Below are 14951 nucleotides of genomic sequence, written 5' to 3' on the forward strand. Positions count from 1 at the left end.
TTTCGTTAATTTTTTAGTCTTAACTATTATAGCAAAAAGCCCATCAAAACCCCACCCATTTCAGGTTAGAATTTTAATAGACTTTCTTTTTTATAAAACTATTTGCCAAATTGTTTCAACAAATCACTAGTATCCACGTAATCTTCAGCAAACTCTTCAAAATCTTCAAAACGATAATCGGCTGTTTCTAAGTCAAGTAAACTATTCCAACGGAATCCGTAAACATCTTCAATGATAACACTAAGTTCATCAGTTTCCTCGTCTACCTGCCATCCCAAATAACGTTCCTGTGTTTCAAAACTCAAGACCACATCTTGACAATCTTGACGCCAAACTTGACCAAGTAATTGCTGACACATCGCATGATCACTTGCAGGCTCATCATTGAACCAAGTAATGTCATGTTTATCAAGAAAGGCAATCAATTGCCAAAACTGTTGTTGGAAACGAATGGGCATACTACGATCAAAAGCCAAACTGAACTTTTCACTCCGTTTGAGCATATCAACTATACTAACCATATGCCCCCTACTTTTCTAACTGTTCGAGGACTACAGCAAAGTTTTTAGTTAGCTCTTCGAAACTTACAGTAACTTCCTCACGAGTAGCATTATTTTTGACATTGACCTGACCTGACTCCACTTCACTCTCACCTAATGTGATAACCGTCTTAGCCTTGAAGGTATCTGCTGACTTAAATTGTGCCTTAATCTTACGTCCAAGGTAATCACGTTCAGCCTTAAATCCTTGATAGCGGATAGCTTGAACTAACTCAAGAGCTTTGCCATTGGCACCTGAACCAAGTACTGCAATGTAAACATCCAGACTTTCTTCCACAGGAAGTTCGATACCTTGTTTATCAAGAACCAAAAGCAAGCGTTCTAAACCAAGTCCAAAACCAAAACCAGCTGTTTCTGGACCACCGAAGTATTCAACCAAACTATCATAACGACCACCTGCACAGATTGTCAATTCAGACTTATCAATAGTGGTAATAAATTCAAAAATCGTGTGATTATAGTAATCAAGACCACGTACCATATTAGTATCAATCACGTAAGGAATGTTAAGACTATCGAGCATGGTACGTACTTCGTCAAAGTGCGCTTGACTTTCTTCATCTAAATAATCAAGGATAGAGGGAGCATTTTCAACTGCAACCTTATCTTCTTTTTCTTTTGAATCGAGTACTCGCAAAGGATTTTCATCCAAACGGCGTTGACTATCTTTTGACAAACTTTCACGCATTGGTGTCAAGTAGTCAATCAAGGCCTGACGATAAGCCAGACGACTCTCAGTATTTCCAAGGCTATTCAAATGAAGGGTAACTTCCTTGATGCCAAGCGTATTAAAGAGTTGGTAGGCCATAGCAATGGTTTCAACATCTGTGGCTGGATTTTTTGATCCAAAGCACTCTACACCAAGTTGGTGGAACTCACGCAAGCGTCCTGCTTGAGGACGTTCATAACGGAACATTGATCCAATATAATAAACTTTAACGGGTTTTTGAACCTCTGGCGCAAAGAGTTTATTTTCTACATAAGAGCGTACAACCGGTGCTGTTCCTTCTGGACGAAGTGTAATATGACGGTCTCCCTTATCATGAAAATCGTACATTTCCTTAGTAACGATGTCAGTTGTATCACCTACTGAACGTGAAATGACCTCGTAATGTTCAAACATAGGTGTACGAATTTCACCATAATTGTATTTCTTAAATGTTTCACGTGCAACATTTTCTACGTACTGCCATTTAGCACTATCAGCAGGTAAAATATCCTGCGTTCCCTTAGGTTTTTGAAGTTTCATAATGATGATACAGGTCTCAAATAGACCTGCCCTCCTTTTCCGTTATTACAGATATAATCACTCTATTCTATCATAATTTACATAGCTTTTGGGAAATGGTAGAGGTTTTTTCAACGTAAGAAAGAAACAGACCTCTCGACCTGCAACAATCATTAATCTTCTTTATAAAGAACGAAGGTCACAATAAAAGAGACCACAACAGAAATTACAAGACCTGCAATAGCTGTGTAAAAATATTTAAGTGTATCTTCACCGATATAGGCTGCAATCGTCAAGAGACCTGGGGAAGCACCTACAAAATTTCTCGCACCTAAAATACCAAGGAAGAAGCCACCTACTCCCCCTGCAACAATAGATCCTATGAAGGCAGCTTTATTTTGCAAAGTTACCCCATAAAGAGCCGGTTTCGTAATCCCACAAATTGCAGTAATTCCAGCAGATGAAGCCAGAACTTTTTTATTGGTATCCTTAGTTTTTAAAGCAATAGCAAGGGTTACTCCCCCCTGAGCCACATTCGAAGCCAAAGCACCTGGACCTAAAATCAAAAGTGTTACGATTGCAGTAATCAAGGTCGTAATCATAGGCACCAAGAAAAATTTAACAGCCTTTGATGAAATTTTAATTGCAAAGCGCTCCACATAACTCATAAACCAAACTGCCAAAATAACAGGAATAACCGTTGATGAGTAAGAAGTTAATGTAAGGGGAATACTAAAGAAAGAGACGCCCTGACCTGATTCCTTGGCAGTTGTCACAATCTGCGTAAAAATTGGGTGTAATAAAATAGCACCAATCAACATCCCCAATTGAGCGTTTGTCTTAAACTATCGAGCTGCTGAAGCACCTAAAAATACAGGTAAAAAATAAAATCCAGCATCACTAATAAAATTAAGAACTTGATCGTTAACATCATCTACAGCTACTACCTTAAAGACAACCAAAAGAGACAAAACGGCTTTGATCATCCCTGCTGCTGTAATTACCGGTAAGATTGGTGTGAAAATCCCAGAAATAAGGGCTAAAAAGCTTTGAAGAGGAGTTCTGTCTTGTTTTTCCGATGATTCCTTAGACACTTCATCTAGGTCTAATAAGCCTTCCAAAGCACGGCATACATTTGGTACATCACTCCCAACAACAACTTGATACTGGCCACCACTCTTAGCCAAACTCACAATACCTTAGATAGTTTGAACAACTTTATCATCCGCTAAGGTAAAACATAAACGTTTAGCACAGTTTACAAGATTCTGAACTTTCTCCTTTCCTCCTATAGCATCTAAAATTTTCGGCCCTGTCTCTTTATAGTTCATGACACTTCCTTTCTATACTCATAAAAAGAGAGAACAAGCTGAGCCTGTTCTCTGCATTTTTTCTATTATGACCAAACTTTATCAGTAATTGTTTTAATCAATTGTAATTTATTCCACTCGTCTTGCTCAGTCAAGATATTGCCTTCTTCAGTTGAGGCAAAACCACATTGAGTTGAGATACCAAGGTTCTTAAGTGGTACAAGCTCAGCCGCTTCATGGATACGAGCGATGACAGCATCTACATCTTCCAAAGCTGGATCCTTAGAAGTAATCACACCAAGCACCAATTCAACATGATCACGGTTATTCCAAATCGTTGGAAGTGGTGCGAAGCTACCTGAACGCGCATCATCGTATTCCAAGAAGAAGATATCATAATTCAATTTCCCAAGATATTTAGCTACTGAATCATAGCCACCTTCAAAAAGATAAGTTGATTTAAAGTTTCCACGACAAATATGAGTAGCCAAAGTCAAATCTTCTGGAAGACCTTCCAAGGCTTTATTGATAGTGTATACATCATCCTCAGCAATTTTTACCAACTCAGCTGTTTTCTCAGGATTATTTTTTTCATTCTCAAACTGTTGAATCAAATAACCCCAAGTCGTATCATCTAACTGTACATAACGTGCCCCCAAATCGTAGAAATGTTGGATGGTATCATGGTAAGCTTTAGCCAAATCATCAAGGAAATCTGTCCATGAATCATAGTAATCTGCATAAAGATCACTACGGTGGTCACGGTTAATGATGAGTGATGGACTTGGAATAGTTACTTTTGGAGTAATTCCTTCAGGAGTCACTGATTTAAGATATTCAAAGTCACGATAGAAAGGATGATTAGGATTTTCGGCAATCTTACCATTGATACGAACATTGGTTGTACGTGTCTTAGCTCCATGGAATTTATATGAATCTTCTTGTTGGTAAGCTTCAAAACCAGTTAGGTTCCATAGGAAATCAAGGTGCCACCAAGAACGACCAAATTCACCATCAGAAACTACTTGAAGACCATTTTCTACCTCATGGTGAACCAGTTCCTTAACCAATTCATCTTGTACTTTCAACAATTCTTCTTGCGAAATCTCACCATTGGCAAATTTTTCACGTGCTTCTTTTAAAGCTTGTGGACGAAGGTAAGAACCAACATGATCAAAATGATAATGAACTTTACTCATAGTTATTTACTCCTTTTTATGCTTTCGCTTAATGTAATAATAAGCCTATTCTAGCACTTGCTGCTATAGCAGTGAAATATATATTTGTTATCATACGATATAGTTTTTAACTATATATTTTATTGACAAGTTTTTTTGTCAAGCAACTTTACTTTACAAAAAAGATATGTTATTCTGTTATAGTTGATTTAAAATCAAGAACATAAATATTAATTCGGAGGAAATAAAGAAATGGCAGTACCTGCACGTCACACTTCAAAAGCGAAGAAAAACAAACGTCGTACACACTACAAATTGACTGCTCCATCAGTACAATTTGACGAAACAACTGGAGATTACTCACGTTCACACCGTGTATCACTTAAAGGATACTACAAAGGACGTAAAATCGCTAAAGCTAACGCAACTAAATAATAGAAGGGAGATACCATGCGCGTAAATATTACACTTGAACACAAAGAATCTGGTGAACGCTTGTACCTTACTTCAAAAAACAAACGTAACACTCCAGACCGTCTTCAATTGAAAAAATACTCACCAAAATTGCGTAAACACGTAATCTTTACTGAGGTTAAATAAGACATTAAAAGAAAAGCCTATGAAACCAACGTCTCTAGGCTTTTTTGCTTGATTAAAATATAGTTTTGTCTGATTTTTGTCTGATTGGTTAAAAGGGAGGGATATAAAATAGAGGCTATAGAGGGAGATATGACAAAAACATTTCCATACGAAGATGAGTCTTTTGATATTGTATTTCACCCCGTATCAAATTACTATACTGAGAATATGCAACATATTTTCAATGAAGCGCATAGAGTTTTGAAAAAGGGAGGCATTTTTCTCACAGGATTAAATAATGAAATAAACTATATTGTGGATAAGGATGAAAAAGAAATAGTTTTGAAAATGCCATTCAATCCTTTAAATGGATACTGTCAAACATTTTCGTTGATTTCCCCTAAATAATAGCGTATAATGATACTAATCTTAGAAAAGAAAGCGCTTTAATTTTCATTCAATAAGTAATTTTTAGCTGAAAATCAAAAGAATAAAACAATTAAAATGTTATATTCTTCATAATACTTACTTATTGAATAACTTTTCTTTGAGATAGAAGGGAGGCCTATTATGCTTTGGTCTATTATTGTAGGAGGCTTTATCGGTTTTATAGCTGGTGGAATCACTAAAAAGGGAGGTTCCATGGGAATAATTGCCAATATCATTGCAGGTTTAGTCGGTTCATCTATTGGACAATCACTTTTCGGTGCATGGGGACCTAGTCTAGCTGGAATGGCATTAGTTCCATCAATCTTAGGAGCAGTCATTGTTGTTGCCGTAGTGTCGTTTTTCTTAGGTAAAAAAGAATAATGTTCTTTTTCAAGAATAAATCATAATCTTTAAGACAGGGCAAGGTTATGATTTGATTGTATTCATGAAAGGATTCAATATGTCAAAATCTAAGAAAATACTTTCTCTTATATTTTGTATTTTAATCTTGACAATTTTGATTCCTATTTTGCTAGATTACCATAAAGTTAGTGGTTTAGGACTCCAATTAGTTAATTGGAAGAGAATTTCCTTTTTAGAATATTATCTTTCAAGATATCTTTTCTGGGGTTCCTTGGCTCTCTCAATTTTAATTTTATTATTTATGCTAGTAATCATCTTTTATCCTAAACAACATTTAGAGATAAAGTTAGAAGATGCAGGTGGTAAGCTAAAACTAAAAAATTCTGCTATTGAAGGATTTGTTCGTAGTGTAGTTAATGAAAATAACTTCATTAAGAATCCTAAAGTTCATGTAAATAGTCGGAAAAATAAATGTTTAGTTTCCGTGGAAGGAGAAATTCTTCCCTCAGATAATATTATTAAAAGAACTCAGTCTATAAAAGATGAGATCGGTAATGGATTGACACAGTTTTTTGGAATGAATCATGGTGTTAAGCTTTATGTTTCTGTAAAAGATTATAAGCCTAAAACACCAGCTAAAAAAACTGTGAGTCGTGTAAAGTAAGGAAGTAAAAAATGGAATGGTTTAAAAAATACCAGTACCCACTACTGTTTGGATTAGCAGGTGTTATTTTAGCTTGCTGCACCTTGTCCTATGGGTTCTTTAAAACATTGTTTGTTTTAATCTTCGCCGTCATAGGAGCTGGAGTTGGATTTTACTTACAACAAAAAGGTCTATTTAAATAATAAAGGAGTTTCATATGTCAAACGAAAAAAATGTGGATAAAAAAGAACCTACTAAAAAAGTAGATGCAGTAAAAGGAGAATTGACTTACGAAGATAAAGTCATCCAAAAAATCATCGGACTTTCTTTAGAAAAAGTAGACGGCTTGTTGGCTGTAGATGGCGGATTTTTCTCTAATCTAGCTGATAAGATTGTTAACACTGACAATGTTGCCAATGGTGTAAACGTTGAAGTTGGTAAAGAACAAGTCGCTGTTGACTTGAATGTAGTTGTGGAATATCAAAAGAATGTTCCTGACTTGTACAAACACATTAAAGAAGTAGTTGTAGAACAAGTTTCTAAAATCACAGATTTGGAAGTTGTTGAAGTGAACGTGAATGTTGTCGATATTAAAACAAAAGAACAACATGAAGCAGATTCAGTAAGCTTGCAAGATCGTGTAACTGGTACAGTTGAATCAACAGGTGAATTTGCATCTGAACAGTTTGAAAATGTTAAAACAGGTTTGGGGAATGGATTCTCAGCAGTTAAAGAAAAAGTTGGTGAAGGCGTAGAAGCTGTAACTGACTCTTCATCAAATGAAAAACCACGTGTTCATTAATTTGGATATTTAAAAACGTACAAATAAAAAAATATGGAGGTAAGACTATGTCTACAGAAGAAAAATTAAATCAAGCAAAAGGTGCGATCAAAGAAGGTGTCGGTAAATTGACTGGCGACGAGAAAACAGAAAAAGAAGGGGCTGCAGAAAAAGTAGTTTCTAAAGTTAAAGAAGTGGCAGAAGACGCAAAAGATGCCGTTGAAGGCGCAATCGAAGGCGTTAAAAATATGGTAAAAAAAGACGATAAATAGTCATAAAGTCAATTGATTTTTCATAGAAAATATAACAAGCTACTCTACTAAAAAGATAAGGTTGTCGTATTCTACTCCTAATTACTCACTTATAAGATTACTTTCAACATAACTACAACTCGATATTCTTTTAATATTATTCAGTTGAAAAATCAACTTTCTTTAGATGAATTTAAATTCCTTTTTAATTCCATGTACATATTCTTTCTAATAGTAAAAGCACTCTAATTTCTACAGTTTTAGCTCAATCATAGAAGTTAGGGTGCTTTTTAATCAAATGTTTTAAGAAAGTGTTACTATTCTGGATGTTTTTATAATATACGCAATTGTTTACACTACCAATCTATATCTTTTACTATTAAGAGTTTATGTCTGAGTCAACTCAATTTGACTTAAAAAGCGCACAAATTATCTACAATTAGAAAATCAGAAATGCGATTATACCAATATTCTTCGAAATCATACCATATGCCAGACCATATCTTGCACTCGTGGAAATTAAGTAAATCAGTACAAAGAAAGCCTTATGAAATTAATATTTCTAGGCTTTTTCTGTTGTTCAAAATTTAGTTTTGCCTGATTAAAACGTTACTTTTGTTATTCAATCAGCTTTTCTAGCTTTTCTACCGCTCCTCTCATGGTGTCTTTTTGCTTCTTAATCACATGAAGATAGACACGTTCAATCTCCTTGGAATCCTCCGAATGTCCTACAAACTCTCGAATGGTGGGAAGGTCAATGCCTTCACTTGCCATAATAGAGATAAAGCTATGACGGAACATATGAGGAATGACATGAATCGGTCTGCCAAAGTTTAGAAAGCTATCGATATCCTTATAGGGTTTACCAGCTTTCTTGTTATACTTTGCTGACTGACTAGAACCGCCTCTCAGGAATTGTGAAAGCTCGTTGTGATAAAGCGGAGAACCTTGCCGATTACCTGCCCTGATATAGGTTCTAGTAAAGAGATATCCCAAGTCTTGGTAAGTCGGATTGAATTGAGCTTGAAACTTATTTCTGTCAATGTAATGTCGCAAGATTTTCTCTATCTCGGGGCTCATTGGAATCGTACGGACACTTTCCTTGGTCTTAAGGTCTGAACGGTAACGTTCCTTTTCATCAAGATCAAGAGCTTCCATCACCTCGTCTGACTTATTCTTACTTGCCCTTTGCCAATGAACCTTTATCCACTTCTCCTCGAAATCAAGCATATCCTCATTCAATCCCAGAACTTCACTTGGTCGCATGCCTGTTAGGAAAATCATTCTCAGAACATCTGCGATAAGTTGATTATCAGGTCGGTTAATCCAGCTCTCTATCAGGCGGAGAACATAGTTAACCTCACTTGCTTCTAGATATTTTTCCGCAATGTCTTCACGTTTCTTGTCCTGCTCCTCACTCTTTGTCAGAACTCGCCTTTTAACCTTGTTGTTGGCAATCGGGTCTTGTGTAAGAGTAATCTGTCCATTTTCAACTGACCAGTCAAAAATCATTTTAAGGAAAATATGTAGATTTCTAGCCATGGATATCGATGAACTATCGATTAGACGTTGAATTTCATCTGTCATGGTAACAAATTTTGTGATGGACATCTTTGTATCAAAGTTAGGCTCGATATAGCGATTGTAGATAGTGACTCTCGTTTTGAGGGTATTATTGGCAGGTTTAACTCTATCATGCCATGATTTAAAGGCTTTACCATAGAGATTGCCGTTTTCATCAAAGGGCTTGGCAATTTCTTCTAGGGTTAAAAGTCTCTTGGCTTTCTTTGGCTTAACCCCTGTTATCTCGGCGATATAGTCATCAACTAATTTGTTCAGTTCTTTCGTGACTTGTGTAATCAGTTGGGAGTTTTTAATATCGTTGACCAAAAGACGCTCTTTTCCAGATGATGTCCTTTTGCTTGGGCTTGCCTTAGTGGTAAACCACCCTTTGCTGGCTCCTGTAGAAAGATATTTCTTGTGAGATTTTTTTGTAATAGGGTGGGTAAATCGCATAGCGAATTTCACTAAAACATTGCCGGATTTATAAGGATCAGGTCGCCAAGAACTGATGATGAGTACTCTTGAACCGTTATCTCTCATAGGTACCTCCTACGCCATCTTTGCAACATACTGGTTGGCAATTTTATAGTCAAACCATGCCACGAAGACTTCCGAGTGGATAAAGACGTTACCATGCGTTCCTTTAATACCGAAGGCATATGGGCTGTCTTTCATCTGACGAATGTAACTATTAAGTGTTGCAACTGTCATGCCATGCCAGAGTTCAGCTAAAAAGACGGATTTTCGGTACCAGTTACGGGTCAAGTCAAAGTCATGTTCTGTTTTTAATGTTGCCATTGAATTCTCCTTCTGCTTTGGTTATAATCTAGTTAGTTATTTTTGGAAAGGCGATTTGTAGCGTGCTATAGGTCGTCTTTTCTTACACCCCAATAGGCTGAGCTTAACTGCTCTTGTTTGTACTGCTGAATGTCTGTTTCGTCTACTTCCGTTAGCTTGGATATACCAAGTTCAAGTAAGTGTTGAATATAATTATCTGCCTTTTCTCGTCCATGTGATTCTGCTTTTGCCACATAAAGTTTCCCAAGTGTCCGTGAGACTTGTTTTTCCGTCCATAGCTCAGACTGTTTTAGAGTTGGCTTCGTTCGCTTAACACTTAAGACGGTCTTTTCTCTTGTCTCTAGGTACTCATTCCACCACCTTACGTTTTTCCTTCGCCAACGATTAGAATCCGTGTCTCTCGGACTGACAAAGCGATAGTGTCCGTTAATCGCCTCAAAGTAAATCTCTTTGAGTGGTCGCCCATCTTTTATCTGTTTAGCTAGTAAATTTGCCTTTTCTTGCCAACATCTTAGCTCCGCTCTTGTCCATGATGACGGTGTTTCTGGTAAATCTTTGTCTAGTTTTTGTTCTAACAGCTTATTATAGACACACCATTGCTGAGTACCTCTAACACCAATCGTGACCATCTCACCGACCTTTTCACCATTTTCAAGAATGCTCTTTTCATGATAATCAAAGGTTTTAGCGGTTGATATGCAGAGTTGCTTTTTACAATAACTGTAAATGAGTGGGACGGATAGACTGTCATCAAAGATATCATTGGCGATATCTAGTCTTGTGACGTTACTGTGACATTCAGAAATACGCTTCATCAAGGTTACCCAGTTATTGACATTGCTTTCCATGTATTCTTCATACTGACGGCACCCCTGCCCTTTCAGTTCGATAAAGACCCCCATTTTCGATTCCCAATCCTTATTGAAATAAACCTTTATTTCTGAGAAGGCATAATGCCGTTGGTACTTGTTTATCCCCCATTCATTGAGGACAAACTTTTCTTTTGGAAGAATGAGGATTTTCTCAATGACATCATCTGGGGCTAAGCCTTTAATCGTTACGGCTAAGTAGTCTAACATCACTGAGTTATCCATGTCTAGGCTCCAATGAATTTAATATCGGTTGCCACTAGCTTTAAGCCACCCCAATTTCCACCACCGTTATTGTTAGCTCGCCAGCCAAGGTGGACTTCTGGATTGATAAGTTCTACTACGAGAGAGTTCAGCTCATCCTTTTCAACGGATTTGGCCAACTTGTCGAGGTTATCTACAATCTCCAAACGAATGCTCTTAAGGTCATCAGGGGAATATCCCAAGTCTTTCAAGGCTTGAATTTTGTCTGTATCTTGTACAAAACAAGTAATTTTAGCCACTTCATCTGTCGCAATGCTTTCGCCATTCACATTTTTATAGACTGGGGCGACCCGTGAAGAAAGGATGGTTACTTTCTTTGGAATGTCAAATTGTGATTTATCCAATTTCAAATCGCCAACTTTTACGGTTTCGTCTGTTAAGTTAAATTTTGTCATACATTTTTCTCCTGTTCATAAAAGCTACGCCTACATGAAATCTGTAGTAAACTATTGATATCATGGGCTTTATAAAGGTTTTTTCGTGATTTTTGCTTCAAATCGCTGAACCCCTTGCGTATCAAGGGATTTGACCACATTTCATGTATGTGTGCACCCCCTAATAGGGACTGGGGTGCAAATATCAAACCGAGTTCAGCCGTTTGCCACCTTCCCCACCTGCTCTGGGCTACCGTGTTGACCACTCGCCCAGCGGTGGGGTGGCGAACCGTCTTCATCGATGAAAGAAGCCAAGTCTCTTAGATGATTTCTCTTCCGTCTCTTTCTCCAAGGTCTGGATTCTAGCAAGAAGCACTTTTAACTCCTGTTTCAACTTTGCTAGGTTCCTTCGATAATCTTCTTGGATTTCCTTGATGGAGACCTCTAGCTCATCAACAAGCTCTCTAATAGGTTTTTGATTATCATTTTCTTTAGAAAAACCATAAACGCTTAGAATTGCTCTTTCCAGCCCCAACGAAGACTTCTTATCAGCAATCGCTTGAAAATGGTTTAGGTCATCCTCTGTAAAAAGATAGACTTTAGAATAAGATTTTCGACCCGTTCTCACTCTACTTTCTTTAAATTGAGTACCAGTCAGGCTTTCAATTTTTAATCGCCACTTTTTTAACGTTGAGACTGAGTTGAGGCCATCAACTCTATCCACTACTTCTTGATAATCGTATTCATTCATAATTCCTCTCTTTTCTGACGTTTGCATTCAGCTAGCAGTTATCCGAAATCTCTGATACATCATTCAAGGATTTTTCTACCTTCCTTTCTCTTTTGATTGTTGGGTTAACTCCTCCCACCGCCATATACGTTTTTATGTACGTTTAGCGGAAAATTTTTGAGCAATCTTAACGCCCACTAATAATTATATACGATATCATATACGGAGTCAAGAGTTTTGCTCAAAAAATGTACGATTTTATAAACTCCTATGTTATAATGGTCTGAGAGGTAACTTATGTTTGAAATACTTAAACCTGATAAAAAGGCTGTCGGGCGAAGACTTAGGCAAGTCAAGGATGAATTAAATTTGTCCTTTACAGATTTTGGAAATCGCCTTGGACTAAAAAAATCAACTATTAACGCATATGTAAGAGGAGACAACCTAGCTCCTCTTGAAGTTTTAGAAAAAGTATCAAAAATCTATGGAAAGCCTGTAGGTTGGTTTTATTATGGTGAATTGGAAGAATACATTGAACTTTACCTTAGAAAACTTGGTTATGGCACATTCCTAGATGAGTATCCTGATATTCCATTAAAAATAAAAGAAGAGCTTTTTAGAATAAAAACAAATCCAATACAATCGGTCACAAGAAGTGGGGGAGTAACCATTGGAACATTTGAAAATCCTGACTGGGAAAATGAATTTGGATACCCAAATGAAGGCTACCTAGATGATATCTTTTTTGAAATGCTTTATGATACGCTGAGGGGCACAATTAGGAAGGAAGCCAAAACCTACTTAAGCCAGCAAGACGGACTTGATGCTACTAAAATCAACGAACTTTCTGATTACTTTGCTAACCAAATCTACATCTCATATGACTTTGTCGGTAATTTAGAAGAGCTTTCCAAGGATAGAATCAAGCAAGAAATCAAAGAAGGCTATGAACGTCTGCTTAAGGATACATCCTCAACAGGTGTACAAGTTAACTATGATTCTAATTATCTACTTGGTTTTCTGATTAATACACTTGCAGATAGCAAAACAACACGCCAATTACTTTCAGATATATCCCAAGCAACTATCGGTATGCCTTTTTCACAATTTCATGAGGGACACGAGTTAGTTGAGATCATCCAATCTATCAGACCACGACTGATAGAACTTTACAATAACACGACCTTTGATGATTGGACTGACTGGGCAGAGAAATAACTTTAGAAAGGAAAAAGTCATCCCTAAACTTAATTCTGTTTCAGGTATTCAGCTTCTTGACTTTATATTCTCAGCTCCAATTTTTAAGGCAAAACAAGTTAGTGAACACCTAAAAATTTCTGAACGAACTACTTATACTTTACTAAATAAGCTGATTGACAAAGGTATCTTTTAACTGATAACGCTCAAAGGAATAGAACCTACTACTGTCCTCAACTTCTTTCAATCGTTCAATAAGGTATCTCTTAGTGAAGCAAAACCCGTTTTGGCTTCACTTATTTTTCGTTATATGAAGCAGAGTTGGTTTTCACTTCACTTAGCGAGTAGCAAGTGACTTATCATTTGTACGCTATTTACTTATATTTAATAAAAGGAATTTTACCCATGCCCAAAAATAGGATAAATAATTTCATCAATATAGGAGGCTTAATCTTAGTAGTCTCTTTTATACTATTAGTCCTTGATATAGTTAATCTTCCAACAAAACTTGGTCTTAATATAAAGACTTTAAACATCGAAGTTTGGAATATTTACGCTACACTTTTAGGAAGTGGGTTAACTCTATATGGTGTACTTATAACAATTAACAGTCAATATGAGTCACAGATAGAAGATACCAAACGGATTGTAAAGCCTTTAATTGATGTGTCACCCGTTGACGAGTATAATTACAAGGATAAGTATATTCAATTTGACTTTATGTTCCCAAAAGCATATCCAAACCTTCCAAGAAAGTATAATGTTGACACTCCAAATGTCACTATCTCTCTAGAAAATCTTGGAACTAGAGAGCTGTATAATTTATATATAGGAAATTTTGAAGCTACTTATTTTGATAATGGCGACCATTATTATCAACTTAATCCAATTTTATATTCAAACCATAAGGTACAACTTAATCTTATGTTCTATGAAAAAATTGGTTATCTTAAAGAATTTAATCAGGAAGATAAATTTCATTTGCTCATTTCTCCTATCAAATTTTCAACCTATTTTCAGGATTGCTTAAATAATTGGTACGAACAATCGTTTAAATTACGTATTTTCCACCAAGTTCAAGCAGACAAGTCAGATGAAGAAACTTCACTAACAGTTAGTATTGAAAGAGTAGAGATATATTCTGCCCCTAAAGAAATTTCTCCCGATTCACTTCCGTGGGTAACTAATCCAAGTAAGTTAGTCCAGTTTGACTGAATCACCAATAAAGCGACCTCACTCCTATGCAATTTATTATCAGTGAACTAAATTTTGTCTGATTTTTGTCTGATTAAAACCAAAGCAAGGTCAAAATCACTCTATTTCATTAATAATTGAAAGATTGAAAAGCCCTTAAAATCAACGTTCCTGAACGTAACGAATATTGCCAAATTACACATTACGCTCACTGAGGTTAAATAAGGATTCAATACGAATCAATACAAAAGAAAAACGCTGATTTCAAGCGTTTTTTCTTTTTGTCAAATGCGATATATTGCACTGAATTTCAATTCAAACTCTACCTTTTTCTCTACCTTTTTTCGTAAAACCTGGTTTGACAAGGTTTTGTTTTAATTTATTTTAGTGTAGCATGATATCAACATCTTTTGTCCTTCTATTACAATATTTAATAAAAAAATTGAATAAGTTGAACTAAAAAAGGGAAAGTTTCTCCTTCTGTTATTATCAATATCTTGCTTTTGGACTAGGAAGTTAAGTAGTTCTGTGGAAACTGAGTCATAGGAATAAATCTTTTTCTAGTAATGTTTCGCAACTCTACTATAACGGATTTATTCCTTTTGGTGTTTACACAACTTATTTTACACTACCAATAGGT

21 protein-coding genes and 1 pseudogene are annotated in these 14951 nt (G+C 36.2%); 11 read left to right on the forward strand and 11 right to left on the reverse strand.

The annotated features are described in order from the left end of the window. Positions 1-98: 98 nt before the first annotated feature. The 6 genes from H7U02_RS00715 to H7U02_RS00730 form a co-directional block, all read right to left on the reverse strand. The gene (locus H7U02_RS00715) at positions 99-521 is read right to left on the reverse strand and encodes a hypothetical protein (protein WP_002885776.1); all 423 of its coding nucleotides are present in this window, start codon (positions 519-521) and stop codon (positions 99-101) included. 7 nt (positions 522-528) lie between these two features. Further along, complete coding sequence (gene hisS / locus H7U02_RS00720) at positions 529-1809, reverse strand: histidine--tRNA ligase (RefSeq protein ID WP_201042583.1); 1281 nt, start codon at positions 1807-1809, stop codon at positions 529-531. Positions 1810-1961: 152 nt separating this feature from the next. After that, the gene (locus H7U02_RS11450; RefSeq protein ID WP_037598555.1) at positions 1962-2609 is read right to left on the reverse strand and encodes a PTS transporter subunit EIIC; all 648 of its coding nucleotides are present in this window, start codon (positions 2607-2609) and stop codon (positions 1962-1964) included. A 24-nt stretch (positions 2610-2633) separates the two neighbouring features. Further along, a complete protein-coding gene (locus tag H7U02_RS11455; protein ID WP_311637357.1) occupies positions 2634-2981 on the reverse strand; it encodes a PTS beta-glucoside transporter subunit IIABC in 348 nt (115 codons plus the stop codon). Positions 2982-2987: 6 nt separating this feature from the next. Continuing rightward, positions 2988-3119, reverse strand: coding sequence for a PTS transporter subunit EIIB (locus H7U02_RS11460; protein WP_260318260.1), 132 nt, complete (start codon positions 3117-3119; stop codon positions 2988-2990). Between the two features lie 65 nt (positions 3120-3184). After that, a complete protein-coding gene (locus H7U02_RS00730; RefSeq protein ID WP_073949428.1) occupies positions 3185-4297 on the reverse strand; it encodes a vitamin B12 independent methionine synthase in 1113 nt (370 codons plus the stop codon). A gap of 231 nt (positions 4298-4528) precedes the next feature. Here H7U02_RS00730 and rpmF point away from each other — a divergent pair, with 231 nt between their 5' ends. The 8 genes from rpmF to H7U02_RS00770 all read left to right on the forward strand — a co-directional run bounded on the left by rpmF (position 4529) and on the right by H7U02_RS00770 (position 7343). After that, on the forward strand, positions 4529-4711 hold the full coding sequence (rpmF, locus tag H7U02_RS00735; protein ID WP_002892130.1) for a 50S ribosomal protein L32: 183 nt from the start codon (positions 4529-4531) through the stop codon (positions 4709-4711). Positions 4712-4726: 15 nt separating this feature from the next. Further along, entirely contained in the window at positions 4727-4876 is a 150-nt protein-coding gene (rpmG, locus tag H7U02_RS00740) for a 50S ribosomal protein L33 (protein ID WP_002262412.1), read from the forward strand. Between the two features lie 84 nt (positions 4877-4960). Continuing rightward, complete coding sequence (locus H7U02_RS00745) at positions 4961-5263, forward strand: class I SAM-dependent methyltransferase (protein WP_260315545.1); 303 nt, start codon at positions 4961-4963, stop codon at positions 5261-5263. Between the two features lie 162 nt (positions 5264-5425). Continuing rightward, entirely contained in the window at positions 5426-5665 is a 240-nt protein-coding gene (locus H7U02_RS00750) for a GlsB/YeaQ/YmgE family stress response membrane protein (protein WP_145517060.1), read from the forward strand. A 79-nt stretch (positions 5666-5744) separates the two neighbouring features. Continuing rightward, entirely contained in the window at positions 5745-6311 is a 567-nt protein-coding gene (gene amaP, locus H7U02_RS00755; protein ID WP_201042585.1) for an alkaline shock response membrane anchor protein AmaP, read from the forward strand. A gap of 11 nt (positions 6312-6322) precedes the next feature. Beyond that, positions 6323-6493, forward strand: a complete 171-nt coding sequence (locus tag H7U02_RS00760) for a DUF2273 domain-containing protein (RefSeq protein ID WP_145517058.1) — start codon at positions 6323-6325, stop codon at positions 6491-6493. A gap of 14 nt (positions 6494-6507) precedes the next feature. Beyond that, complete coding sequence (locus H7U02_RS00765) at positions 6508-7092, forward strand: Asp23/Gls24 family envelope stress response protein (protein ID WP_145517057.1); 585 nt, start codon at positions 6508-6510, stop codon at positions 7090-7092. A 47-nt stretch (positions 7093-7139) separates the two neighbouring features. Then, positions 7140-7343 (forward strand): CsbD family protein, encoded by a 204-nt coding sequence (locus H7U02_RS00770; RefSeq protein WP_145517056.1) that lies wholly within the window; start codon positions 7140-7142, stop codon positions 7341-7343. Between the two features lie 597 nt (positions 7344-7940). Here the strand turns inward: H7U02_RS00770 and H7U02_RS00775 are convergent. From H7U02_RS00775 to H7U02_RS00795, 5 genes are all read right to left on the reverse strand, one after another. After that, the gene (locus tag H7U02_RS00775; protein WP_145517055.1) at positions 7941-9425 is read right to left on the reverse strand and encodes a tyrosine-type recombinase/integrase; all 1485 of its coding nucleotides are present in this window, start codon (positions 9423-9425) and stop codon (positions 7941-7943) included. Between the two features lie 9 nt (positions 9426-9434). Beyond that, positions 9435-9683, reverse strand: coding sequence for a hypothetical protein (locus tag H7U02_RS00780; RefSeq protein WP_201042587.1), 249 nt, complete (start codon positions 9681-9683; stop codon positions 9435-9437). A 65-nt stretch (positions 9684-9748) separates the two neighbouring features. Next, the gene (locus H7U02_RS00785) at positions 9749-10777 is read right to left on the reverse strand and encodes a replication initiation factor domain-containing protein (RefSeq protein ID WP_145517053.1); all 1029 of its coding nucleotides are present in this window, start codon (positions 10775-10777) and stop codon (positions 9749-9751) included. Between the two features lie 2 nt (positions 10778-10779). Next, on the reverse strand, positions 10780-11211 hold the full coding sequence (locus H7U02_RS00790; protein WP_145517052.1) for a hypothetical protein: 432 nt from the start codon (positions 11209-11211) through the stop codon (positions 10780-10782). Between the two features lie 274 nt (positions 11212-11485). After that, positions 11486-11941 (reverse strand): hypothetical protein, encoded by a 456-nt coding sequence (locus H7U02_RS00795; protein WP_145517050.1) that lies wholly within the window; start codon positions 11939-11941, stop codon positions 11486-11488. Positions 11942-12217: 276 nt separating this feature from the next. On the opposite strand from H7U02_RS00795, the gene H7U02_RS00800 reads away from it, so the two are divergent. The 3 genes and pseudogenes from H7U02_RS00800 (at position 12218) to H7U02_RS00805 (ending at position 14332) form a co-directional block, all read left to right on the forward strand. After that, on the forward strand, positions 12218-13138 hold the full coding sequence (locus H7U02_RS00800; RefSeq protein ID WP_145517049.1) for a helix-turn-helix domain-containing protein: 921 nt from the start codon (positions 12218-12220) through the stop codon (positions 13136-13138). Beyond that, positions 13137-13375 (forward strand): annotated as a pseudogene (locus H7U02_RS11605) (Fic family protein); the annotation flags it as partial. The gene H7U02_RS00800 and the pseudogene H7U02_RS11605, both read left to right, overlap by 2 nt. A 147-nt stretch (positions 13376-13522) precedes the next feature. Beyond that, the gene (locus tag H7U02_RS00805; protein ID WP_145517048.1) at positions 13523-14332 is read left to right on the forward strand and encodes a hypothetical protein; all 810 of its coding nucleotides are present in this window, start codon (positions 13523-13525) and stop codon (positions 14330-14332) included. The last annotated feature ends 619 nt before the right edge of the window (positions 14333-14951 follow it).

The sequence above is a fragment of the Streptococcus sp. 3.1 genome (assembly GCF_016648915.1).
GTDB lineage: Bacteria > Bacillota > Bacilli > Lactobacillales > Streptococcaceae > Streptococcus > Streptococcus salivarius_E.